This is a genomic window from Candidatus Binataceae bacterium, assembly GCA_035508495.1.
Classification (GTDB): Bacteria; Desulfobacterota; Binatia; order Binatales; family Binataceae; genus JASHPB01.
In genome coordinates, this window is sequence record DATJMX010000037.1 from 45,121 (window position 1) to 69,897 (window position 24,777).

Annotated in this window: 14 protein-coding genes; 7 read left to right on the forward strand and 7 right to left on the reverse strand. The window is 60.0% G+C overall.

The features are described from left to right. Positions 1 to 3: 3 nt before the first annotated feature. On the forward strand, positions 4 to 1,653 hold the full coding sequence (locus VMA09_12625; GenBank protein ID HUA34445.1) for a hypothetical protein: 1,650 nt from the start codon (positions 4 to 6) through the stop codon (positions 1,651 to 1,653). A 23-nt stretch (positions 1,654 to 1,676) separates the two neighbouring features. On the opposite strand, the gene VMA09_12630 is transcribed toward VMA09_12625, so the two are convergent. Next, entirely contained in the window at positions 1,677 to 2,186 is a 510-nt protein-coding gene (locus VMA09_12630) for a cupin domain-containing protein (protein ID HUA34446.1), read from the reverse strand. A 140-nt stretch (positions 2,187 to 2,326) separates the two neighbouring features. Between VMA09_12630 and VMA09_12635 the strand changes: the two genes are divergently transcribed. Next, positions 2,327 to 3,226 carry an alpha/beta hydrolase gene (locus tag VMA09_12635; protein ID HUA34447.1) on the forward strand — a complete coding sequence of 300 codons (900 nt, stop codon included), beginning with the start codon at positions 2,327 to 2,329 and terminating at the stop codon, positions 3,224 to 3,226. Between the two features lie 20 nt (positions 3,227 to 3,246). Here VMA09_12635 and VMA09_12640 read toward each other — a convergent pair whose 3' ends face one another. From VMA09_12640 to VMA09_12655, 4 genes are read right to left on the reverse strand one after another with little or no spacing between them, the layout of a single operon-like run. Then, on the reverse strand, positions 3,247 to 4,368 hold the full coding sequence (locus VMA09_12640; GenBank protein ID HUA34448.1) for an amidohydrolase family protein: 1,122 nt from the start codon (positions 4,366 to 4,368) through the stop codon (positions 3,247 to 3,249). A gap of 37 nt (positions 4,369 to 4,405) precedes the next feature. Next, positions 4,406 to 6,079: an amidohydrolase family protein gene (locus tag VMA09_12645; protein ID HUA34449.1), complete on the reverse strand. Its 1,674-nt coding sequence runs from the start codon at positions 6,077 to 6,079 to the stop codon at positions 4,406 to 4,408. 10 nt (positions 6,080 to 6,089) lie between these two features. Further along, complete coding sequence (locus VMA09_12650; GenBank protein ID HUA34450.1) at positions 6,090 to 7,190, reverse strand: LLM class flavin-dependent oxidoreductase; 1,101 nt, start codon at positions 7,188 to 7,190, stop codon at positions 6,090 to 6,092. Between the two features lie 25 nt (positions 7,191 to 7,215). Next, entirely contained in the window at positions 7,216 to 8,460 is a 1,245-nt protein-coding gene (locus VMA09_12655) for a cytochrome P450 (GenBank protein HUA34451.1), read from the reverse strand. Between the two features lie 201 nt (positions 8,461 to 8,661). Here VMA09_12655 and VMA09_12660 point away from each other — a divergent pair, with 201 nt between their 5' ends. Both VMA09_12660 and VMA09_12665 read left to right on the forward strand, forming a co-directional pair. Further along, positions 8,662 to 9,312 carry a hypothetical protein gene (locus VMA09_12660; GenBank protein ID HUA34452.1) on the forward strand — a complete coding sequence of 217 codons (651 nt, stop codon included), beginning with the start codon at positions 8,662 to 8,664 and terminating at the stop codon, positions 9,310 to 9,312. Between the two features lie 34 nt (positions 9,313 to 9,346). After that, entirely contained in the window at positions 9,347 to 10,534 is a 1,188-nt protein-coding gene (locus VMA09_12665; protein HUA34453.1) for an amidohydrolase family protein, read from the forward strand. A gap of 10 nt (positions 10,535 to 10,544) precedes the next feature. On the opposite strand, the gene VMA09_12670 is transcribed toward VMA09_12665, so the two are convergent. Continuing rightward, on the reverse strand, positions 10,545 to 11,630 hold the full coding sequence (locus tag VMA09_12670) for a hypothetical protein (GenBank protein ID HUA34454.1): 1,086 nt from the start codon (positions 11,628 to 11,630) through the stop codon (positions 10,545 to 10,547). Positions 11,631 to 11,827: 197 nt separating this feature from the next. Here VMA09_12670 and VMA09_12675 point away from each other — a divergent pair, with 197 nt between their 5' ends. The 3 genes from VMA09_12675 (at position 11,828) to VMA09_12685 (ending at position 18,094) form a co-directional block, all read left to right on the forward strand. Then, complete coding sequence (locus VMA09_12675; protein HUA34455.1) at positions 11,828 to 15,163, forward strand: AAA family ATPase; 3,336 nt, start codon at positions 11,828 to 11,830, stop codon at positions 15,161 to 15,163. Positions 15,164 to 15,711: 548 nt separating this feature from the next. Continuing rightward, positions 15,712 to 16,971, forward strand: coding sequence for a hypothetical protein (locus VMA09_12680; GenBank protein HUA34456.1), 1,260 nt, complete (start codon positions 15,712 to 15,714; stop codon positions 16,969 to 16,971). Positions 16,972 to 17,347: 376 nt separating this feature from the next. Then, complete coding sequence (locus VMA09_12685; protein ID HUA34457.1) at positions 17,348 to 18,094, forward strand: hypothetical protein; 747 nt, start codon at positions 17,348 to 17,350, stop codon at positions 18,092 to 18,094. 760 nt (positions 18,095 to 18,854) lie between these two features. On the opposite strand, the gene VMA09_12690 is transcribed toward VMA09_12685, so the two are convergent. Further along, a complete protein-coding gene (locus VMA09_12690) occupies positions 18,855 to 24,692 on the reverse strand; it encodes a sigma 54-interacting transcriptional regulator (protein ID HUA34458.1) in 5,838 nt (1,945 codons plus the stop codon). Between the last annotated feature and the right edge of the window lie 85 nt (positions 24,693 to 24,777).

Below are 24,777 nucleotides of genomic sequence, written 5' to 3' on the forward strand. Positions count from 1 at the left end.
GCGATGAGCGAGCAGAGCGGATTCTGGGAAGAGTTCCGCCACAAGATCGTTAACTACTCCTCGATGGATCGCGACGTTCGAATCGCATTCCAGAGCGGTTCAGCCACCGTCGTCATTGCGATCGTTCTCAACCTGTTTGGCGGCCATCTTGGCAGGGCGGTCCATACGCTGGCCGGCGATATTCCAATCGCAACTCTACTATTTCTGATCGCGGGCGAAACTATAGTTGTTACGTTCATCGCGCTCGCGGTATTGCTGGTGCGCGGCCGCGCCAAGACCACGATCGTATCGGTGCTTGCGACCCTTCTCGTTCTGGTGATGATCCTTAACGGCATCGAGTTGTGTCTGGGCCTTCTGGTCCCCGCGGCGCTGCTGAGTATTTTCGCCGTGCTTGCCTCGAAACGACACTGGTCGACGATCCAAAGAGTTCAAGGTGCGATTACCGTAGCCTTCACGACCATCGCAACGATCGAAATCTACGCAGCCGCGGGATATCATGTCATAGCCATAAGTATTCTCGGTTTTCAGGCGACTGCGGCGATGTTCGGTCTGTTCATGGCGGCAACTGACATCGCCGAAATCGCAATGCTGGCATCGGAGGCCGCAACCCGAGGTATCAGGAAGCTGGGTCACTCGAGAGTACCGGTCGTGGTGATAACGCTTTTCTCGATCGCAATGAATGTTTGGGTGACAACTCGCTTCGTAGCTGGCTCGGGCACGATTCTGGCCGCGGCCATCGGTAGCGGTCTCGGTATTGGTATGTGGATAGGGTTGATCTACCTGATGCTCCGGAGGTCGCATAAACGATTGACGCAAATCCCGCCGCACATTGGATACCGGCCACTGCTCGTGGTCGTTGCGCTCTATTTTGTCACATTGCAAGCCGGACTGATGTGGCGCTTTATCAGTAATCCAGTTACATACGACCCGGCGCAGATGTTCAGCTATTCCAAGGTCTTCATCTTTCCCTTTCTTGTCTTCGTGGTCGCAGTTGTATTGTTTTACGCGGTCGGTGGACGATCGCGGCATCGGTTCGCTTTTTTCGGCCTCGGAGCCTCAATTGGCATGATGTGGTTCCTGGACTACTCGAGCCACGGCGAAGCATTCGTCGATGTCTACTACTCAGTGGCGGTTGGCACGTTGCTCATGTTGCTGTTTGCTCTGGTCCGGAGGATACCGCGGTTTGTCGGTTACGGTATGCTGCTGTGCGAGTTGAATATTTGTTTCCTGCTTTATGGATTACTAGTGCTCGCATTTTTGTCCGCGCGTGGAAGCCCGGGACGACTTACCGTGCCGCAAGCACTGGTGGTATTCGCAGCACTCGCGTGGGATATTCTCTCCTCCGGCGAGATCGCCAGCAATGTGCATACGACGCGGGTTCCGCGACTCGCGCGCGTGTCATTTTTCTTTGCTTACGTGATCAGCGTCGCTTTGCTCGTCATGGCCTCCACGACGAGCCATCTCGTAAACCCTTTCAACGCAAAGGAAGTCGAAGGGCTCTTCGAGTCTGAGCCGCTGGTAGCAACCGGCCTGGCGCTCTTGGGCGCGCCATTTTTTATCTTCATTTACTCGCTCCGGATACGACACCTCCTTGAATCCGACGAGGGCGCCGAACCGCCGCGGGTGGCGCATTCCGGAGGCGCGACAGCCTAGTAGTGCGCTCGTCGCGCGCAGTTCTATAGTTTCTCTGCGTCAATCAGAACGGCCGCGATGATCGCGGGTTCCTTGCCCTTGTTTATCCAGGCATGGTTGGTGCCGCGCTGCACGACTACGTCGAAGGGCTTCAACTTGACCTCACCGCGATCGAGCATCAGCGTAACCTCTCCCGAGAGCAGGATTACATAGTCAACAGTCTTTGTTTTATGCATGCCGGGATCGCGCGTGGTGTCGGGACGGCAGTGCTCCGCGCGCATCTGGGCGAACATTTTCGCGGTGGCAGCTTCGCGTTCTTCGCGCGAGACTTTCGGATCTTCGGGAGCAATGACCGCATAGCGGAAGATACTGCCCAACGGCGCGGGCTCGAGCATATTGACCGATTGCGCCGCATCGCCCGCACTCTTGTTGTCGGCAGGCGCGCCGGCCGTTTGCCAATACGCACCGAATTGCGTTGCTGGTCCATCGACTACTACGATCGATTTACCTTCGGCGTCGTGGCCAGTGACTATTCGACGGAACTGCGGTGCCATAACAAAACCTCCGATCGGAAGCTAACTCCGGCGCGCTCGGGTGAGCAAGCAAAAAAGTCCCGATTGACGGTTTCAGGAATTCATCCGATGGTGCTAAGACTCAGACGACCCAGCAACACAATTTGGAGGAGTAGGCGATTATGGCTGCTGCAGCTCCCAAGGCTTTCGAACACGAGATCGAAATCGAAGACGTGGAATATCTCCGTCACGGAAATATTGGCCTGCAGGCGCGACTCTTCAAGCCGCGCGCGCAGGGCCCGTTTCCTGCGATCGTTGAGCTGCACGGCGGCGCCTGGTGCCTCGGCGATCGGAAAAACGATGACCGCATCAACGAGCAACTCGCACGAAGGGGTATTCTCGTCGCGGCACTGGATTTTCGCGTGCCTCCCGTCGCTTCATATCCGGCATCGGTTGTCGACATCAACTACGGCATCCGCTGGCTCAAGTCGAAGGCCGCCGGGCTGCAAACGCGTCCTGACATGGTGTGCACGTTTGGAATTTCGAGCGGAGGTCATCAAGCGATGCTACTCGGGATGCGCCCGGCCGATTTGCGCTATACCTCAATTCCGCTTTCCGGTGACGCTAGCGTACGTGGCGTTATCATGGGCGCGCCCGTGATCGATCCGATCGGACGTTATCGCTACGCGAAGGGACTCAAGGAAAAGGGCAATCCTCCGCCCTTCGTCGACATGGTGCTGCCGCTCCATGACAAGTACTGGAAGACCGAAGATGCGATGAGCGAGGCGAGTCCAGTGCAGATCCTCGAGCGAGGCGAGCGCGTCGAGACACCTCCCGTGCTTTACATCCAGGACTCGCGCGACATCGTGCATCCTCGCGCACAGTTGGACCGGTTCGTCGAGCTCTATCGCAAGGCCGGCGGTACGGTGGAGCTGGAATTGTCGGAGGGCGCCGCCGATGCGTTCGCGCCGCGCAACCCGGCCCAGCCTATGGGCGCGGGTTACGAGCGCGATGCATCGTCGACGTCGACGTCGCAGACGGTAGAGAAAATGGTCGCGTTCGTTCGGGCGCAAACGCGCTAGTATTTCTCCACGCGGAAATCCTAGTTCGCGATCCCGTATAGCTCCGCGACGTTGTCGTGGAGGATCCAGTTCTTTTCGTCCTGCGTGAGCGATTGCGAATGCTTTTGCAGCAGCTCCTGCGAATTAGGCCACGTCGAATCGCTGTGCGGGAAGTCGTTCGCCCACATGAGGCGATGCGGATTCAGCATGTCGGTGCTCTTGAACGCTACCCAGTCGTCCTGGAATGTCGTGTAGATATTCTCGCGAAAATACTCACTCGGCACCTTCGAGAGCTTCGCCATATCGAGCCAATAGCGATGCCGATCGTAGGCGTGGTCCATCCGGTACATGAAATGCGGAACCCATCCGGCGTCCGCCTCGACGCAGGCGATCTTGAGTTTCGGATGACGCTCAAAGACGCCGCCGAGTATGAACATCCCCATGATGTCCTGGTTGCCCCGGATAATTGACATGAAGGAGTTGGCCTTTGGTCCGCGCGGAGGATTCGCGACGCCCTCGCGCGAGGTCAGGATGTGAAAGCTGAGCGGCATCTTGAGGGAAATCGCGGCCTCGAAGAACTCGTCGTAGATTTTGCTGTCGTAATCCTCGAGGGTCGGAAAGCCCGGCATCATCACGCCGCGCAGACCCATGGACTTCATCTTTTCGAGGTCGTTGATGCCCTCCTCCGGCGTGCGCATCGCGGTCTGGCCGAGGCCGAGCAGCCGATCCGGATGCGGGCTGCAATACTCGGCGATCCAGATGTTGTACGCATCGAAGCAGGCCTTCTTGTAGTCGGCATCGGGATGATTGCAGAGCACCATGCCGACACTGGGGTAGATCACTTCGGCATCGACACCATCGCGATCCTGGTCGGCCATGCGCGCCTCGGGATCCCATCCGCCGCGATGAAGATCGTCGAACTTGGCGAATCGCGCCGAAGTCGCCAGGCCCTCGGCGGGCACACCGGCCGCGGCAACGAGGCCCATCGGGATGGTCTGCTTCATGCCGTCGATCACATATACGTCGCCGCCTTTTTCCTGCCACACGACGCGCGGGGCGGTGTCTTTATACTTGCTATCGATTCGCGCGATGTAGGTATCAGGCGGCTCCATGATGTGCGAATCGGAGGAGATAATGGGCTTATTGATCACATTGTTTGCCATATTCGAAGCTCCCAGTTTTGGAATAGTAACTTGCTATTTATGAATGCAGCACCGCGCCAGGCGTCGCGCCGGTGTAGCGGCCGTCTTTGTAAACCGGCACGCCGTTGACGAAAGTGTGAATCACCCCGGTCGCCGGCATGATCAGACGCCTGCCACCGCCGGGCAGATCGTCGGTCATCGTGCCGCGCCGCGCCGATCCGACGGTAGCGGGATCGAAGATCGCGATATCGGCGTTGTTGCCGGCCGCGAGACGGCCGCGCCCCTTGAGCCCGAAGAAATCCGCCGGCTCCGACGTGAGCCGCTTGACCGCATATTCCAGCGTGATCGCCTCAAGCTCGCGCACCCAGTGCCCGAGCAGGTACGTGCAGTAGCCCGCGTCGCAGAGCAGGCTCACGTGCGCGCCCGCATCGGACAGCCCGATCATCGGACGCGGATCGTTGATCAACTTCGCGAGTCGCTCTTCGTTGTTGTTGAAGATCGCCTGCGCGAACGAGATGTTGAGGTCGTCCTCGATCGCGAGATCGAGCATCGTCTCGAATTCCTGGCCTTCGCGGCCGCGATCGCGCGCGATCTCCGCGACGGTCTTGCCCACCAGGCCTTTCAGCTCCGGCCGGCTGACATCGCAGACCTCGACGCGCTTCCAATTGCGCCTCAGAACGCCGCGGCTCATCTCGTCAACGACGGCGGCGCGAAACTCGGGATCGGCGTAGAGCTTCTTGAGCTTCTCGGGCGGCTGATCGACAGCCGGCTGCCACGATTTCATCAGCGAAAACGACATGCCGGTTTTGAATTCGATTTCCGCGATCAGCGGACGGCAAGTCATCTGCGGAATCGCGCCGCGTTTGATTAGCGGTTCGGCGCGGTCGAGCGTCTCGGCGCTCGCGTTCGGCCTGTCCTCGAGGTCGAAGATCGCAAGCCACGTGATTGGCCGCTCGCCTTCATCGAGCAGGAACTTCAGCAGATCGATCTCGTGATCCTGAATATGGCCGAAGTTCTGCGTCAGCGTGATCTCGATCACGCCCTTGCCGAGGGCGCGTAGCACGCGCGCATAGGCGCCGAGCTCAGCGCGATCCGCCAGGCGGCAGGCAAGGGGCCGTCCTTTATATCCGACGTGCTGGACGCCCGTCGTGTGCGATACGCCGAGCGCGCCCGCACTGATCGCCTCGCGCAGAAGCGCCGAGATTTGCTCGGTCTCGGCGGACGTTGCGGCACGCTCCATCGAATCCTCGCCCATCACGTAATGGCGAAACGGCGTGAGCGGTGCGAGGAACCCCAGGTTGATCGCGCTGCCGCGGCGTCCCGCCGCTTCCATGTAGCTGGGAAAGCTCTCCCAATCCCACGTGATGCCACGCTTGAGGACGTCGTACGGAATTGCTTCGACGTTGACGAGATCGAGCGCCGCGATATCGTGCGCCTTCGGCAGACAGGGCGCGAGGCCGACACCGCAGTTTCCCATCACGACGCTGGTGACTCCGTGCCACGACGAGGGCGTGATCTGCGAGTCCCAGCAGATCTGCGCATCGTAGTGCGTGTGCGGATCGACGAAGCCGGGCGCGACGACGAGGCCATAGGCATCGACGATCTGCGCGGCGCCGCCGGTGATCTTGCCGATCTCGGCGACCTTGCCGTCTTTCACGGCGACGTCTGCGACGCGGCGCGGCGCTCCCGTTCCGTCAACCACAGTTCCATTCTTGATTAGCAAGTCGTACATCGCGCTTACCTCAACGGCCGGCGGCTACGTTGTGTTGCTCGCCAGTGTCGCGCTGGATATGCGGCAACACCTTGGTCGCGAACAGCTTCATGCTGCGTTGTGCCACTTCCAGCGGCATCCCGCCATACTTGAAGAAGCCGACGAATTCGGCAGCGTCCATCGTCGCGGAGATCTCGCGTAGCGATTCGATCACTTTTTCCGGCGTGCCAAAGACCTGCGTCCTGGTGAACATCTCGCGGAACGAGGTCGCGCTCTTCTTGGTCGCGTCGGCCATCCGCGCGTGGAACTCGTAGCCCTTGGCGCCGCGGAAATGCTCGGGCTCGTCGTATTCATAATGAGCGACGGCGGTGTCGGAGTAGTTGCCGATCCATTGCTCGGCGGCTTCGTTGGCTTCGCGCTCAGTCTCCGCGCAGTAGAAGAATGTCGACACGACAGGGCGCTTCGCCCTGTGGCCGAACTTCGCGCACGACTCCTTGAAATGATCGTAGTCCTTTTTGTGCTCGATCCACGGCTTCTGCGGGATCACCAGCATCCCCATACCCTGGCGCGCCATGATATCGCCGGTTTCGGGCGAGATGATCGCGCCGTAGAAACGCTCGGTCAGATCCTTGCGCCGCGGATGAGGCCGGATGCTCATGTCGGGAATCTGGTAGTACTTGCCGTCGTAGGAAAAACGCTCCTGCGTCAGCGCCATCCGCACGATTTCGGCGGCTTCGCTGAAGCGCTCGCGCGATTCGCTCATCGGCACGCGGAATCCGTTATACTCGATCCGTCCGGCGCCGCGGCCGAAACCAAGAGTCAACTCGCGATTGCCGCAATACATATCGAGCATCGCAACCTGCTCGGCGACGCGCACTGGATCGTGCCACGGCAACACCACGACCATCGAGCCAAGCCCGACGCGTTTCGTCCGCCCCGCCATATAAGTGAGGAACTGCAGCACGTCGGGAAGCATCGTGTACGGCGAGAAGTGATGCTCGACGCCCCATAGCGAATCGAAGCCGAGCGGCTCGACCATATCCGCCAGCGCGAGGTCCTCCTCGTATATCTGCCAGTCGGGTTTTTCGCCACGGAAGTAGTTCTGAAAAATGATCGATGCTCCGAGCTTCATAGTGAACCCTCCGTTGAAATGACAATCACGCAGCATTCTGCGACTCGGCGAACCGCACCGGCATGTGCTTGATACCAGCGAGGAAGTTCGAGCGCAGGCGTTCAACTCTGCCCGTAATTCGAATTTGCCTGAGGCGCGGCAGGAGTTCTTGCAGCGTCAGCCGCAATTCGAGCCGCGCGAGATGCGCGCCGCCGCAAAAATGCTCTCCCTTGCTGAATGCGATGTGCTCGTTGGGCGTGCGCCTCAGATCAAAATTGTATGGATCCTTGAAGACTGCTTCGTCGCGATTGGCCGATGGAAACCACAGCGCCACGCGATCTCCCACATGGATCGCTTTACCGCCGAGCTCGGTGTCGGCCGTTGCGACCCGAGCGAAATGCGTCACAGGACTCGCCCAACGCAGAATCTCCTCGATCGCTGTGGGCATGATCTCAGGATGCTCGAGCAGGAGATCCATCTGCTGCGGATGTTCGATCAAGGCGAGCAGGCCAGCTGAAATCGCATTGCGGGTCGTCTCGAGGCCCGCGCCGACATAGAGCAAGCCGTTGTGTGCGAGCTCGGTGCGCGAGAGCGGACGGCCGTTGATCGTCGCGTTGCCGAGGACGCTCAGCAGGTCTTCGCCGTCGCCGCCGCGTCGCTCGAGCGCGGCCTGAACGCAGTAGAGGCCGATACTGCGCGAGCCGACCTGCCGCGTGTCGAGGGCAGATCCCGAATCGACCTGGTACTCAGGATCCTCGTTGCCGGCCACCATGTTTCCCCACTTGAACATGTCGGGCCAGTCTTGGCGTGGGATACCCATGATCTCGCAGATGAATGCCATCGGCATCCGCGCTGCGACATCGACCACGAAATCGCATTGGCCGCTCGCCATCGCTTCTTCGATGATCTCGCGCACAAGTTGCGGACCCGGAGCTTCGAAGCGTCCGACTGCGCGCGGCAGCAGCAAGCGATTGAACGCGCGGCGCATCGCACCGTGTAGCGGAGGATCGGTCATCAGCATCATCTCGCCCGCGCCGAGCATCTGGGGCGTGACCTGCTCCATCTCGGGACTCGACGGCAGGCCGATCAGGTAGGCGGAGCTGAAAAGATTCGGCTCGCTGACGACCGCGATGATGTCGTCGTAGCGTGTGACTGACCAGAACGGTTTACCCGACCCTTGCGTCCAGTGGACGGGGTCGGTTTGACGCAACTCCTTCCACAGGGGATGAGGATCGTGATCGATGAAGAAGCCGGGATCGCTCAAAGCCTCATCGATAAAGTGATGGTCCATCGACAATCCTCGTTGGCGAACCTCGAAGGCGCGGGCCTCGGTTAATACTTGCCTGGCTAAATTGTTTGATCGTGCAACGATTGTGTGAAACATAGCTCCGGGGGTGTTCCGACGGCAAGCCTGCCGCGACCGGCTCGAAGTTTCGAAAGATACGCGCAATCGTGCGGTCGAAGTCATATAATCACGGGACATTATTAGAGGGTGGTACTGAACATTCTCAAAACGAAACGTAAATCCAATTCGACGGAATCGGCCGGCAAGGCCGCCGCGAAATCGCCAAAGTCTCAACTTGAAGCCAACGCAGCCGAGCTGCTGGAGATTCTTTATTTCGTCCACGATAAGGGAATCTCTGCGATCGGCGCGGCGATGCGCGGGCAGCTCTCGCGGACCCAGGCCAGTATCCTGTGGCTGATTCGCTCGGAAGGCGGCACTTCGCGCAGCATGCTGCGCAAGGACGTCGCCAAGCGGCTGCACAACTGGTTCGATCTCGGCAGCCCCGCGATCACGATCGCATTGCAGACGCTGGCGGAGCCGCCGCTTCGATTCGTGCGGATTGTCGGCAGCGCCGACTCGGGCCGTGAGAAGAAAGTCATCCTGACGCCGAAGGGCGAGCGGTACATCCTCTCGATGGCGGAGCGGGGGCAGCACCTGGTGCGGGAATTAATCTCGGACCTCGAGAAATCGCTGTCGCCCGACGAGATCGAGGCCGGATTCGAATTCCTGCGCGCCTCGGTTTCGTTTTTTCAGCGTATTCACCCAGTCCACGGAGTGGACGCGAGAAATGTCGCGGCGACTAATGGCTCAGATCTTGAGATTGGACCGCAGAGGCTGAGCTTGGCGAAGATTGAATAGCTGAACCTTTTTTGCGGCAGGCGGGAGGTTAGTCATGCGCGGCTACACCATTATCGATGCGGATACTCACGTCACCGAAACGCCCGAGGTGTGGACGAGTCGCGCGCCCGCCGCGATGCGCGATCGGGTGCCGCGCATTGAAACCTCGCCGAAGGGCACGCAGCGCTGGGTGCTCGGCGATAGTAAAGCTTTCCTTGCGACTCCCGGGATGACCGCAACCGCAGGGCGCGGCAGTTTCAAGAATCCGCCGCGCAGCTACGAGGAGATGCATCCGGGTGCTTACGATCCCAAGGCTCGCCTGAAATACATGGACGAGATGGGCATCTGGGCGATGGTGATGTATCCGAACGTGGGCGGCTTCGGCGCGCAGCAATTCCTCAAACTCAACGATCCTGAGTTGATGCTGACGTGCGTGCGCATCTACAACGATTGGCAGACCGAATGGGCGTCGGCCGACTCGCGGCGCCTGCTGCCGATTACCTCGATTCCATTCTGGGACGTGAAAGCCGCGGCCGAAGAGGTGCGCCGCTGCGCGAAGATGGGCCATCGCGGAATTCTCTTCACCGGTGACCCGCAATACTTCGATCAGCCGCTGCTCGGCGACCCGCATTGGAACCCGCTATGGGAGATCGCGTGCGATCTCGACCTGCCGATCAGTTTTCACGTCGGCTCGGGCGACATGTCGGAGGGACTGCTCAAAAATCGCGTATCGTCATACGGACTCGCGCCCGCGTTCACCGCGCTTGCGATCGACATCCTGCTGCAAAACGGCCGCCAGGTGAGCGACCTCATCATGTCGGGCGTGCTCAATCGTTATCCGGCGATCAAGTTCGTGTCGGTGGAAAGCGGTATCGGATGGATTCCGTTCATGCTCGAGGCAATGGACTATCAGTTCATCGGCAATGCCGTTCGCGAGGAGCGTCCCGAGTTCAAGCTGATGCCATCGGAGTACTTCGTGCGCAACGTGTACGCCTGCTACTGGTTCGAGCAGGTCGCGCCGCGCCGGCTGATCGACAAAATTGGAGCTGACAACGTGATGTTCGAGACTGACTTCCCGCATCCGACTTCGCTCTACGGCCAAGAGGTGCACGATCGGATCAGGGACGGACTTTCCGACTGCGAGGATTCGGTGCGCCGAAAGATCCTCTGGGACAATGCGCAGAAGCTGTACAAGGTCGCATCTCCCAGCGCAGCCGACGAAGCGAAGCGATCAAGCGTTTGAGATCGCGATACTACCGGCTCTTGGGCGGCAATGATTCGAACCACGGCAGCACCATGCGCTCGTTGATCGAGTAGGGATACGCATGTCCCCAATCAGGTAGTTCTTCGTAGGTTGCCGGATAGCCAACCGCCTTGAAGAGATCGAACGCCTGGCGTGCGAACGCGACTGGAAAGATGAAATCCTGGGCGCCGTGAATCATCAGTATCGGCGTATCCTTGCCGCGGTTTTGCCGCAGCAAGGAATCAAGCACCGGATGCAGCACGCCGGCAACCGGAGCCAGGCCGCGAAACAGCTGCGCGTTTTCGAATCCGAAAATAAATGTGAAGATTCCGCCGTCGGATAAGCCCGTCAGATAAATTCGAGCGCGATCGATCGAATACTCATTTGTGACTTGATCGAGCATCCGCAGGATCGACTGACTATCTAAACTCGGAATGCTCATGTCCCACGTGACGTCCCATGACTTCGGTGCGAGTACCGCGTAGCCGCGGCTTCGCGCCGGGCGCAGCCACGTCCAGATATACTCGTTGCCCTGACCGTAGCCGCCGTGGAGCGCGACGATCAGCGGCAGCGGTTTCGATTTCGAATAGTCTTCGGGAATGTAGAGCGAGTAGTCAGAGCGCTCGTCGTTGCGCTTGCGATGGATAAAACCGCGAGCCAGGCCGTCCGCAGACGCATGCACTGGCGCGTTCGCTCCGGGCGTCAGGAAATGTGCCGCGAGAATCGGCAACCGCTCGCCCAAATCGAATATCTTGTATAGCCCGCGGCAGAATGCGGCCCGCGAGTGCAGGTAGATAAGCGTCCATTCGCGTCCCGGCGTCGTCATGAAGAGCTGATAGGCTTTTGCAAGCTCGCCAATCGCGGCGCATAGCATCTCGTGCGTTCCCGTGAGATCGGGGGGTGGCGTCATCTGTACGAAGTTCGAATCGAATCGCCGAAACGTGTCACCAGTTGCGCTGACGAGACGGGCCTGGCACTGAGGAAGAACGCCGGGCCGAATCTCTTCCTGGATCGATTCGAAGGTCCCGACGAATTCGAGAATTTCTGTTTGAAGTTCCGTCAGCCGCTGTGTGTAGTCACGATCTTGATTCGCCATCTGATTCCCTCGCCAGTTACGAGAGACGCTCGAGGTTGCGTGCAATCCTTGAGAACACTCTCCGGGTCCGACCACTCAAAATCGCTCTGTTCCGGCCTCAAGCGATAGAACTTGTACATTCGGTAGCAAAACGTGTAGCAATTCGTAGCGCCAAACCAGCGCGGCGTACAGCCTCGAAGGAGGGCCTGGCTCGCGAGATGGATCAATCAGCTCTACCGGAGCGGGGCGTCGCCGCGGCTAATTTCATCGGGCGAGCGCGGGAGCTGACGGAGTTGGGAGCCGGCCTCGACGATGCGATCGAGGGGCGCGGGCGCCTTTTCTTGCTGGCCGGCGAGCCGGGAATCGGCAAGACGAGGCTGGCCGACAGATTTGCTCGTCTGGCAACCGCGCGGGGCTTCCAGGTGGTCTGGGGCAGATGTTGGGAGGGCGAGGGCGCGCCGGCCTATTGGCCGATAATCCAGGTGATTCGCGCCTGTATCGAGGGCCGCGATGCCGGGCAACTGGAAGTACTGTTAGGTCCAGGCACAAGGGAAATCAGCCGGTTAATTCCGGAATTGCGGCCTGCACGCCCGTCGCCGGACGATAGCCGGATCATGTCTGACCAGGAGTCGGCGCGATTCCGTTTGTTCAGCTCGGTTGCGACCTTCCTGAAGAATGTCGCGCGTGCCGAGCCTCTGCTGATCATCGTTGACGATCTCCACGATGCCGACCAGCCCTCACTGCATTTGCTGCGCTTCATCGCGCGTGAAATTAAACGCACGCGCATCGCGATGATCGTCACTTATCGCGACGCCGAAATCAGACAGTCGCCGGAGCTGGCACGACTGGCCGGTGCGTTGATTCGCGAGGGTCTTACGATTCCGCTCGCCGGACTCAGCCAAGACGAGGTCGGTCGGTTCATCGAGCGCACCGCAGGACAGAAAGCCAGGGACACGCTGATCACAGAGCTGTACAGAGTCTCAGGCGGGAGCCCGCTGTTCGTCGAAGGCGTTGTCCGGCTGCTGGTCGCGGAAGGTAAAATTGATAGCAGCACCGCCTCCTTCGAAATTCCCGATGGTGTGCGGGAATCGATTCGCCGCCGACTCGCCGCCCTTTCCACCGAAACGAATTCGACCCTGTCGATCGCGTCGGTCATCGGCAACGATTTCAAAGCCCGATTGCTCGAGGCCTTGCCAGGTCTTTCAGCCGAGCAGATCGTGGAACGGATGGACGAGGCCGCGCGTTTTGGAATCGTCACGGGCGGGAGCGCGCCGCATTGGCAATATCGATTTTCTCATGCCCTGGTTCGCGAGGTGCTCTACAAGGATCTGCCGGCCAAGCGTCGTATCGAGCTGCACGGCGAGATTGGCGCGGCGATCGAAAATATCTATCACGACGACCTGAATCCGTATCACGCGGCGCTAGCACATCACTTCAGCGCGGCAGGCTTCACCGAAAAAGCGATCGAACATTCTCTGGGTGCGGGCGCGGCGGCGTCAGCGGTCTTCGCCTATCAGGAGGCCAGGGCGCATTGGGAAAGAGCGCTCAACCTTATGCAAGGAGAATTCGGCAGCCCGCCGCGCCGTGCGTCTCTTTTGCACCAGCTCGCGGGTCTTTGCTTCATGATCGATTACAGCGCGGCGATCCGTTACGCGGAAGCGACGCTTGCCCTGTATCGAACCCTCGGCGATGAAGCCCGAGTCGCAGAATGGCATGCGCGGCTGGGCATTTATTACGCCGTACCCTATGCGGACACCTCAGACGTCTGCCGGGCTCGCGAGCACTTTCGCAAAGCCAGGGAGAGTCTCGCCGGCGGACCCGAGGGGCTCACCTTGGCGCGCGTGTACACCGGGATCATGCAGACCGCGTTCGTCAGCAGACGCACCGAAGAAGGGTTAGCGGCAGGAAAGCTGGCGATGGAAATCGCGCAACGATTTAACGACGACGCGCAATGGGCAAATTCGGCCCTACAGTATTCATTGCACCTTGTGGAGAGCGGGCGATTGGCCGAAAGTCACGCGCTGCAGGAGCAAGCCTGGCAAAAGATCGATCATCTGAACATTGGACGCCTGGCCTTTCTCGCGGCCTGGATCGAGGGAAGTTGCCATCTCTTTTTGCTCGACATCCCCGAAGCTGCACGATGCTTTGAGCACGAGCTTAGCAAGCCGCGCATCGAGCCATTCCGAGCGGTGCTGGCAGGCCTCTATGCCAACCTGCTCGCGCGGAGCGGCGGTGTGGTCGGCGCTCAGAGCCTGGCGACAGAAGCTGTGCCTGCGCAGCATCGGGCGGACATTCTCTTTCTTGAAGGAAGATGGGACGAAGCAACGACGCTCCTCTCGGAAAAGAGGCCGAAATTGCGCAGCAGCGGCGACCTCAATTCGCTCGCGCGATGCCTGAACGTGGCCGCCGAAATTCATCACGTCAGCGGCAGGGAAAATGAAGCACTCGCAACTTTCGGGGAACTCCTTGCCACGGCCGATGGCGAATTACAACTTGCGCACGAGATGGCAGTGCGGCCCGTCTGCGCGGAGATACATGCGCGGCTGAATCACTTGGAAGCTGCCGCGCGCGAACTGGCGCGATGCCGACAGATCATGGCCGCAGGAGAGGATTGGCGGGGTTTGGAGGGTACCGTTATCCGCGCCGAGGCGGTTCTCGCGGCAGCTCAGGGAGGATTGAACGAGGCGGGAGCACGATTCGAGAAGGCCATCGAAATTTTCCGCCGATTTCGTGTGCCCTTCGAAGAAGTCGAAGCGCTGCTCTTGTGGGGGCAGGCGCTGGTTAGCGCCGGCGAGTGCGCCCAGGCCGGAGCAAAGTTCGATTCCGCGATCGCAATCTACCAGCGATGCGGCGCCGGCGATCGATGGATCGAGCGTATCGAGGCGAGCAGAGTGGTGCTGAAAGCACCTCCGTCTTTGAACGCGAGCTTTTCGCAAGTCTCTCCCGCCGCGGACGAAGCTGAGTTTCGTCGTGAAGGTGACTACTGGACGATTGCCTTCGGCGGCAAAACCTTGCGCTTCAGGGATACGAAAGGCTTCCACTACATCGCGTATCTCCTGGCCCGTCCGGGTGAAGATCTACGCGCGCTCGACTTGGTCCTCCTTGTCGGTGGCGATTCACCTGACAAAATAGAAAGCGGCAAGACGCAAGACCTCGCTCGGTCCCAGAGCGTGACCAGCGACCTCGGCGATGCTGGTGAGGTGCTCGACGCGCAGGCCAAGTCCGCCTATCGGGCACGCCTCGCCCAACTCGAAGAAGAGCTGGAGGACGCTCGCGAACTCGGCAATGAAGCCCGGGTTGAAAGCACCCAGCAAGAGATAGTGGCACTCGGCCGTGAACTCAAGCGAGCCGTAGGACTCTCCGGCCGCGATCGGCGAGCGGCGTCCGGCCACGAGCGCGCGCGCATAGCAGTAACCCAAGCGATCCGATTTGCCCTCGGAAAGATCGCAAAGAATGACGCTGATTTGTCGAAGATGCTCACTTCGGCAATAAAGACCGGCACGTTCTGTTCGTACCGCCCGTCCGCCACCCCGGCGGTCCGCTGGCGCCTTTAGGCTGCCCTCCCTCGTTCACGCTTCGTACGAAACTACTGTACGAAATTGAACCGCGAGATCTTACGCATCTCCTTGAAAGGGCACGCTGGAAGCCATTAGGCCGTCCGCGGGCACAAGGAGAGGAGAGCGATGGAATTGAAGCCGACAAAGTGTGGAAGATTAGTTGCGTGGGAGCAGACGCCGTCGAGTAGACAAATATCTCGGGACAATTCCCGCGCCGTTCAAGTTGCTGGCACCTCGTACGCTTGAGGAAGCAACTCAACTTAGTCCGGAGCATGGGGCGGCGCACCGAAGCGAGCACTGGTGCCTCAAACCTGACTTATCAGTGGCTCGCTTTGATGGCTCATCGGTTTCTCTAGTAATCATTTTGTGGCTGTATTAGGCTCGGATCCAGCAGCCAGTTGGCGCGAGTTACGAGTGTGTCGCGATTGATTTCGGGAACGAAGCGAACCCTTCGGCGGTCATTGCTCGCGGCCACGTTGATGGTCCTCCTGCTCACTACTCTGGGCGGTTGCGCGCGCGTCTCCGGCTCCCACGATCCGGCCTGGATGTCACTCAACTCGCCTGGCGGCGAGGCCGCGCGCGATCGCGAGACGACGCAAGCGCAGGTGCGTCAGGATGTTGTGCGCTTCGCGTCTTCCTATTTCGCGAGCCTGACGCAGGCGTTTGATTCGGTCGAGCGCGCGGCACGGACTCCGGACGAGCGCGTGATGGTCGCCGACCCGAAGGTTAAGTATTGCAACGCCCTGATCGATATCGCGCTCGGCCCTAAGCCGGAGGCCAATCTGCTCGACATGGTGGTCCTGGCCACTCTCCTGCACGATGTGATGAAGGACTACTGGGTGCCGAAAGTGTACGGCGCCAGCGGACAACCACTGCTGGCCGCGACGGAACGGGGCAAGCAGGATATCTGGGCAATTGCCGACACGATACTCACTACGGCTCAGCAGCGGTCGCTGGCCGATCTGATCGCACGCTGGCGCGCTGACCATCCTGATCAGATTTACGTGGCCGAAGTCCGCCTGCAGAGCTTCACCAAGGAGTTCGGCACCAATGCGGTGGCGGGGCTCGAACGCAGCACTTTGTTACCGGAAGTGGCGGATGCCACCCGCTCGATCGACGAATTTCGATTACTCAGTGAGCGCCTGCTGCTCTATTTGCAGGAGGCTCCCGCGTTGTTTCGAATGGAAGCGCAACTGGGCGAGTACCAGATCGCAGCCCAGCAGGAGACCAAGGACCTGCTCAACAGCGTTACCACCTTTAGCCAGGCTGCAGACCGCGTCGCGAATTCAGTTGAAACGATGCCTGAGAACCTCGGCGAGCAGCGCCGAGTGGCTATCGAGCAACTGATGACCGCGGTGGCCAACGAGCGTCGGCAGGCTCTCGACCAGGTTTTCGATCGCTTCAAGACTGAGGAAGCAGCGCTGTTCGCCTCGCTCAAGGCTTCCCAGCGTCCTTCGCAGGAGCTTTTGGGCGCTACCCAGGCGACGCTGGCGACGGCGTTGCAGCTGGTCAGCCAGGTCAATCACAGCCTCGATGCGTTCGATCGCCTCGCGCTTAAGATGGGCTGGGAAACACCGAATTCGCCGCCATTCCAAATCAACGACTATCAGAAGGCCGCGGAGCAGTTGGGGCAAACCGCGCGCGATCTGACTACCCTCACGCGTGAATCGCGCGCTACGCTCAGGAGCTCGATCTGGCTCGCCACGCTGGCGCTCGCAGGTCTGATTCTGTTCGCGGCAGCAATTGCGCTAACCGCCGTGCTCATCTACCGCCGCTTGACGCACCCCATCAGCTCGATCACCTAAGGACTCAAGGCGTCCGCGTGCGGTCGTTCGACGAACGTAACCCGCGCTTTGAGAACGCGCTTGGTCCGATTTAATTGAGGACAGGTTAATCTGAAAGAGGTGGCACCTTTGTCCGACGGAACTTCGAATCCGCTAGAGGGTCGATCGCCCGCGAGGGGGCGCGGCGGATGCTGATGGCGGCGCTGAGGGCCGAGTCGGACGATTACGTCGAGCGCGGTGAACAGGGGCATGCCTTAGTGGTGCGAACGGACGATTCCCACCATTTGGTGAGGCAAACGCGGATGGCAAAAATCGGGTATTACTGATTTAGATTCTGTGCGATGCCTACGAGCCTCCGATCCTATCGCGTGAACAATCGAGTTACGGAATGTGAACGATGGCGGAGCGCGCGATGCGGACGCGCAGCTGGCATTGTTGCCACGATCGGCGCTTCAGGCTTTCACATTCTGTAACCGCACCTTTCCCGCTTGAATTCCTGGGCGTGGTGATAAAGCCGCGCGAGCAAAATTCGGGAGGGAAAATGTATGAAGACGGTACTTCGAGCGGTCGGCATCGCGGTCTTTGCGATGCTCATTACGGGGACGAGTCTGGTCTCTCGCGCGCAAACGCGCAGTGCGCGGCGCTATCATCCAACACTGTTAGTGTCCTACCGCAGGCATGGGGCGATGGCCAGTTCATCAACGCTTCGCTCGCGGCGCCCGGCAGCGAAATCGCTGGCATCGTCGGATTCTGGAAGGCGCAGTTCGTCTCCGAGGGCAGCAACGGCATTCCGGACGGCACGATCGTCGATAACCCATTTGTGCAATGGCACGGCGACGGCACAGAGATCATGAATTCGACACGCCCGCCGGTGACCCAGAGTTTTTGCATGGGTGTATGGCGCCAGACTGGCATATTCACCTACCAGCTGAATCACTTCGCGCTATCTTTCGACACCAGCAACAATTTTGTCGGTCCGGCCCAAATCCGCGAGAACGTCACGCTGGACAGGAAAGGCAACTCGTACGCCGGGACCTTTACCATCGACCAATATGATCCGGATGGAAACCTGCTCGCGGAAGTGAAGGGAAATGTCAGCGCGACCCGCATCACCGTCAACACAACCATCAAACAGGTGCTCTGACCGCGATGATACAGCTTTGACCTTGCGCCGCGCCGGAGACCTCTCCGGCGCGTATCTCATCCTTCAACGGAAACGCTCGTTGGTATCCGTTCGTGGCCGTCTTGTTCGCGAATTTCAGTACCCGCCACGCTAAATCGCGCGATTCATCTCGGAATTCGTTTCGTGCATGCTCGCGGACGTCGGTCTCGACGTGGTTCGCGGAGCCCGCCTTAGTCAGGGATTCATCAACCGGCGGCGGCCGTGGCGAAAGGTCTGTTTCTCGAGTTCCCGGGCGTCGAGAACCATTCCCTTCCTCGAAGCACGTAGCCAGCGGCGCCAAAGCAGTCGGATCAGAACGTGGCGACAACGTCTATCGACCAAGGAGTTTCTTGAGCGTCGTACAGACACTCTTCGACCATGTAGCAGCGCGCACGCTCTTTCTCGTCTCTGCTGCCGAGACCGTGTTCTCGTGCCAGGTGACGGCGATCCGCCCGTGGTCCAAATTCCGCCTCAGTGCCGTCATCGTGGCATCGCGAGTGCGATGTTCACTCGCGCGGCGGAGTTCATGAGGAGCGAGCTCAGAGTCGAATCGCGACTTCGCGTAAACCGGCGACACTTCATGACGTGGCCGCCGGGCCCGGTCGATATGCTCGGTTTGCCGTGGTGGGTTGAGAGGGGATTCGAGTTGTGATTTCACGTCGATGAGTCGGCTCGCGATTGGATATCTTGAACGGTCGATGCGCGGCGCGCCGAAGTGAGCGTGGGGTCTTCGCGCTGAATACTAACTGCGCTTGAAGCTATACTTGTTGATTCCCAGCGCACGAATCTTCGAGGCGAGAGTTGAAGCGGGCATGCCGAGCTTCACCGCGGCGCCCGCCGGCCCCGACACACGGCCCCCCGACTCCGACAGTGCGGCTTCGATTCTCCTTCGAACATCTGCGTCCAAATGCCGGGTGAGAGGAGTTTGCGCTGCGGTCATTTGTTCGACATCCGCCTGCGAGAGCCAACTCTCATCGATATCGAACTGGTCAGTGTCGCAGAGGATTACAGAGCGTTCGATCACATTCTGCAGCTCGCGGATGTTGCCAGGCCATGGGTAGGACTGAAGCATCTGCAAGGTCTTTCTGCTGATGCTGTGAATCCGCTTTCCCGCGGCGCGCGCGAATCGATCGATGAAGTACTCCGCCAGCATCGGGATGTCGTCACGCCGCTCCCTGAGCGAAGGCATCTCGATCGGAAACACATTTAGTCGGTAAAAAAGATCGCTGCGAAACGATCCGGCCGCGATCGCCTCGGCTAAATCGCGGTTGGTCGCGCAGATCACCCGCACGTTGGCTTTGACCAGTTGTCCGCCGACCGGCTCGAACTCGTGCTCCTGCAGCACCCGCAGCAGTGCAACCTGCGTCTCCGAGGGAAGCTCGCCGATCTCGTCGAGGAAGATGGTGCCGCCCGCGGCCAGCGCGAAACGTCCGAGGCGCTTCTGCAGCGCGCCCGTGAAGGCACCCTTTTCGTGGCCGAACAGCTCCGAAGCGATAAGCGCGGTCGGAATCGCGGCGCAATTCACGCTCACGAAGGGGCGGTTCGCTCGCGATGACCGTTTGTGGATCGCCTTCGCAATCAGTTCCTTCCCGGTTCCCGTCTCGCCGGTGATAAGAACCGTCGATTCAGTGGGCGCGACCTTTTCGACCCGCGAGAGCACCGCGAGCAGAGGTCGCGAAGAACCTACAATCTCTTCGAAGATCGAGGCATTGTCGACCTGCTCACGCAGCAGCACGTTCTCGTTTTGCAGCTCATTCTTGAGCGCCTCGATATCGCGGTAGGCTTTTTCGAGTGCCAGACGCGACTCAGTCGCGGCCGTAACATCGACGATCGATCCGACGTGCTCCGCGTCTCCGGACGACTCGTCGAGCGCGGCCCCCGCGACGATGCGCAGATGCTTGACGCGGCCGTCCGGCATCCTGATGCGCTGGGTGATGTCCCAGTCTTTCGGCTCGCCAGGGGCGTCTTCGAGCATCTTTCGCAGGCGCTCGCGGTCCGCGGGATGAGTCCTCTCGAGCATCAGTTCCGTGGTCGGCTTGGTCGTGCGATCGAATTCGAATATGCGGTAAGCCTCCGCGGACCATACGACATCGCCAGTCGCCGGCTGCCATCCGAAGCTGCCCATCTTGCTCAGCCGTTGGGCCTCCGAAAGCCGGGCCTGCGCATCCCTCAGTTCGGAATAGAGCACCGCGTTTTCCAAAGAGATCGCCGCCTGCGAAGCCAGAATCTTCAGCAACTCGATGCGCGCCGGAGTGAAGACTTGCGAAGCAATATCGTTCTCCAGATATATGACTCCGACCAACCGAGTCTGTTTCACCAGCGGAAGGCACATGACGGATCGGGCCCGCTTCTCGATGAGGTACGGATCGGAGGCGAACGGATTCGGTGCGGATGCATCGTCGAGGACCACCGCCTCTCGGCTGCGCTGAACGTACTGCAGCAGCGTGTCGGGTAACCCGGACGTGCGCGGCTGTCCACGGCGAAAGTGAGCCACGACGGAGTCAGCCTCGGTGATCGCTTCGGCCTCGATCCGAGTCTCCTCGCCGCGCTCCACGATCAGGAGCCCGCGCGCGGCGCCGGCATGTTGGACCGCGAGCGTTAGCAGTCTCTCGATCAAGTTTTCAAGCACGATCTCGCCGGATACCGCCTGCGACATTCTCACCACGGTGGCGAGGTCGAGTTCCTGAATGCTCGTACCGAGGGTGACTGCTTGAACGGCCGCGATTTGATCCTCCTGAAGCTCGGGATGCTCCGCGTCGAGTCTCTTCACCTGGTGTTTCGCGCCCCAACGGAGAAAGCAGGCTCGCGCATTTTTCATATAAACAGCGGCGACGGTGCGGAGGTCCCGCGCCGCGTAAAAGCGTGCCGCGACTTCGCTTGCGATTGCCTCGCTATGCGCCAATCCGTGTTCGCGAGCCGACTGGATCGCGGTCTCATACAGCTTCTCCGCGTCGATTTCGCGGCCTTCGAGGCGCGCCAACTCGGCTGATACAAGAGCATGGCGGTCGAGGAAAATCGCCGCTCCCATCTCCGCCCATTCCTTGAGCTGTTCGCAATGGGAATCGATCCGTTCGCGCCACTCACGCTGCTGCTCGGCCACCGCACTGGTCGCAAGCGCAGCCAGCGTCAGCGCCGTGAAGTAGTGATAGTCAAGAAGTTGGATTTCCGCGGTGGACGACCAGAGCAGGGCACGTGATCGGTCCGAGGCCTCCAGCGCGCCTGCATAGTCGCCTGCGACAAAACGCCCGGCGATCTTGAGGATCCAGTACCAGCAGACCATCGTGCTCATTCGCTCTTCGGTAAGCTGACTCTCGAAGGCGGCTTGATCGAAGTCCGAAGCGCCGGGCAAAGCGTCTTCGCCTGCCATTGCCCGGATGAAAAATTGCTGGCTCACTATGAGATCGGCACCATCGCGGAATCCTATCCGCCGGGCGAAAGCCGCGTACTCCTCGGACTGATTCCAAACATCCGCGAGAGGATCACCGGCCAGGATGCGTCGGATTATGATCTGACTGGTGCTGCTACAGACGAAGAAGAGGTCGCCGGTCTTGATGCCGATGTCGATCGCGGTCTGAAAGTACTCGATCGATTCGGCTAAGGAATGATCCCACGACACTGTCATACCCATTGCGTAATGGGCCCTAGCGGTGTCGGCGAGAAAGCGCCGCCGCTCGGCAAGATCCAGGGCAAGCCTGCCGAAACGATAGCCATCCCGGTAGCGATGAAATACCGGGCCAAGAATCCATCCGAAAAGCGCGAAGCCCTGTGTCGCTGCCTCAGTGGTGCCGTGGGTGATGCTCAGCGCCACCAGGCGGCAGAGCAGGCTGACAAACAGATTGACGTCGGTATAAAACGAGGCCAGCAGCAGTGCGGCCAGAACCCGCGCCGCAGCTTGCAGCCGCGTGTCCCGCATTAGCGGCAGGTCGATCAGGCTCTCGATCGGCGTCTCGTGCAGTATCTCGCAGAGCGCGCGGTATTCCGCCTCAACCTGCTGCGGAGTCGGATTTGCCGGAGTTTCGAATCCGAGTAAGCTCAAGCATTCGATGCCGGTCGTAACTGCCTGTGTATTCTGCGACTGCACGATGTGGAGTTCGAGTTTGAGCCGGTACGCGGCGGCCTTGTCCACCGCTGAAATCGCTCTTTCGAGCACAGCCGCGATGAGCCGTTCGGCCTCCTCGAACTGCCCCGCGAGCAACGTCGATTCGGCCAGCTCGAGCATCAGAACCAGCATCACGCCGTAACGCGTCTGCCACCCGGACGATCCCAGCAGCGCGATTGCGGCATTAAAATAGCCGCACGCGGCGGCATACGCCGTCGAAGCTTTGGCGCGTCTGCCCGCGCCAAGGTTGAGGTTCGCGACCCGCTCGATCTCGCCGGGATCGGAGATCAAGGCCACGCCATGATTGAACTGAGTGACCACGTCGAAAATTCGCTCGCTGACCTGTTCGGCGCTCATCGAGGTGACGAGCCGGCGTCCGAGCTCCAAATGGACGAGGGCACGCTCGCCGCTCGGGATGAGAGAATATGCCGTCTCCCGAACGCGATCGTGCAAAAAGGTGTAGGTCTCGTTGGTACAAAAGACGAGCCCGGCGCGAATGCTATCCCAAAAGACGGCATCGATTTCCACTTGAGAGCCGCCGCAAGCCGCGATGAGCGTGCCGACCGTCGCGCTGTTTCCGAGGCAGGCGAGCTGCTTCAGGAGTTCCTGGGTCGCCGGCGGAAGGCTGGTTAATCTAGCGACCATCAAGTCGGCGACATTGTCGGTGAAGCCCTTGGCCCGAATCGAATGGAGCGACCAGGTCCAGCCCGCCGCCCTGCGATCGAATAAGAGGAGCCTCTCGTCGGCCAGGGTGGACATGAATTGGATAACGAAAAACGGATTGCCGCCGGTCTTTTCGTGCACCAGTTGGGACAGCGTCCGAGCGCGCTCGAGCTGGCAATGCAATGTATCCGCGATCAGCTTGTTGGTCTCGATACCTGTAAGCGGTTGCAGCAGAATTTCGTGGATGGCTGCCGCCGATCTCTTGATCGTATCGAACGATCTATTCAGCGGATGTAACGGACCAACCTCGTTGTCCCGGTAGGAGCCGATCAAAAGCAGATTGCGCAGCTCGTGATTGGCGGCGAGAGGTTCCAGAACCGCCAGCGTCGCGGCGTCGAGCCACTGAAGATCATCGAAGAACAGGACGAGCGGATGCTCGGGCTTGGCGAAAACCGCGATGAATCGTGCGAAAACCTCTTGCAGCCGCCGCTGCATTTCCTGAGGCGAGAGCTCCGCGACGGGAGATTGAACGCCGACGATAATCTCGAGCTCAGGAACCAGGTTAACGATCAGCTGCCCGTTCGGACCTAACGCCTCGCCAAGTGCGTCTCGCCATGGGCGAAGCGTCTCTTCACTCAAAGCCAGAAGCTGAGAAACGAGACCGCGAAACGCCTGGACCAGGGTCGCGTAGGGAACATCGCGGTTGTATTGATCGAACTTGCCTGCGGCGAAAAGGCCGCGCCTGGGAAGCAGCACCTTGTGCAGCTCGTTTACCAGCGACGATTTGCCAATGCCCGGGCCGCCGGACACCAGTACCAACTCGGTTCTCCCGCCGGCCGCGACGCGTTCGAACGCATCGAGAAGGATTCCAATCTCGCCCTCCCTGCCGTACAGCCGCTCGGGAACAATCAATCGATCTGAGAGGTCATGCTCGCCGATCGGAAACCAATCAATTGAATTTCGGGATTCCCACTCAGAGAGGCACTTGTCGAGGTCGGCGGCGATACCGCCTGCAGTCTGGTATCGGTCTTCAGGATTTTTGGCGAGCAGCTTCTGAACTATCGCCGACATCACCAGCGGTACTTCAGTCGCTCGATTCACTAGCGGCTCAGGAAGGCGCGCGATGTGGGAGTGGACCAGCTCGATCGGATCTGCGGCGGTAAACGGAAGTTCGCCGGCGAGCATCTGGTAAAAGACGACGCCCAATGAATAGAGATCGCTCCGCGCGTCCGTGGATCGGTTCATTCGACCGGTCTGTTCGGGGGCCATGTACGCCAAAGTGCCTGCGACGACCTCAAGCGGATCCGGGGACAGACGTTCACGCGGCAGGCGCGATGCGATGCCGAACCCGGTGAGGACGACCCTTTCACTGCCTGAGTTCACGAGAATATTGGCCGGCGTCAAATCCCTGTGAACGATACCGCTGTCGTGAATTGCCACGAGCGCCCGGGTCAAATTGATCGCCACGCGCAGGAATTCCAGAGGCTGAAGAGGGCTCGTGAGCCGTCGGGCGAGCGGCGCTCCGCCGGAATCTTCCAGCAATAGCAGCGGGCGACCCTTCTGCCAGGTGAGCGATATTGGGCGCGCCGACCACGCCGGATTCAAATGATCACGAAGCGCATACTCGTGCTCCAGCCGTTTTGCCGTTGCAGGTCGCCAATCCGGCAGAGTGGGGGACTTAGCGAGAAAAGCTTTCGGTCGATCGCCCTGGAACACACGCGACAGGACGTATTCGCCATCGTCCCAAAGTGGTTCGGCGGCGTCGCTCCTCGATGGTTCCGAAACGGAAGCTTTGTCGCTGGGCGCCCGGCGCGCCATCTCGAGGCCCTTTCGAGTTAGGAAAACTCCGTTAGTCGCCGATTAGCACAAACCTCAAGATTGTTGCGACCCTCGGTCCGAGCGG

What these genes read in the sequence shown, in the direction of transcription:
- VMA09_12625 (HUA34445.1), top strand. Translation starts at nt 4, where the DNA reads ATGAGCGAGCAGAGCGGATTCTGGGAAGAGTTCCGCCACAAGATCGTT.
- VMA09_12630 (HUA34446.1), bottom strand. Translation starts at nt 2,186, where the DNA reads ATGGCACCGCAGTTCCGTCGAATAGTCACTGGCCACGACGCCGAAGGT.
- VMA09_12635 (HUA34447.1), top strand. Translation starts at nt 2,327, where the DNA reads ATGGCTGCTGCAGCTCCCAAGGCTTTCGAACACGAGATCGAAATCGAA.
- VMA09_12640 (HUA34448.1), bottom strand. Translation starts at nt 4,368, where the DNA reads ATGGCAAACAATGTGATCAATAAGCCCATTATCTCCTCCGATTCGCAC.
- VMA09_12645 (HUA34449.1), bottom strand. Translation starts at nt 6,079, where the DNA reads ATGTACGACTTGCTAATCAAGAATGGAACTGTGGTTGACGGAACGGGA.
- VMA09_12650 (HUA34450.1), bottom strand. Translation starts at nt 7,190, where the DNA reads ATGAAGCTCGGAGCATCGATCATTTTTCAGAACTACTTCCGTGGCGAA.
- VMA09_12655 (HUA34451.1), bottom strand. Translation starts at nt 8,460, where the DNA reads ATGGACCATCACTTTATCGATGAGGCTTTGAGCGATCCCGGCTTCTTC.
- VMA09_12665 (HUA34453.1), top strand. Translation starts at nt 9,347, where the DNA reads ATGCGCGGCTACACCATTATCGATGCGGATACTCACGTCACCGAAACG.
- VMA09_12670 (HUA34454.1), bottom strand. Translation starts at nt 11,630, where the DNA reads ATGGCGAATCAAGATCGTGACTACACACAGCGGCTGACGGAACTTCAA.
- VMA09_12675 (HUA34455.1), top strand. Translation starts at nt 11,828, where the DNA reads ATGGATCAATCAGCTCTACCGGAGCGGGGCGTCGCCGCGGCTAATTTC.
- VMA09_12680 (HUA34456.1), top strand. Translation starts at nt 15,712, where the DNA reads ATGTCACTCAACTCGCCTGGCGGCGAGGCCGCGCGCGATCGCGAGACG.
- VMA09_12685 (HUA34457.1), top strand. Translation starts at nt 17,348, where the DNA reads ATGGCGGAGCGCGCGATGCGGACGCGCAGCTGGCATTGTTGCCACGAT.
- VMA09_12690 (HUA34458.1), bottom strand. Translation starts at nt 24,692, where the DNA reads ATGGCGCGCCGGGCGCCCAGCGACAAAGCTTCCGTTTCGGAACCATCG.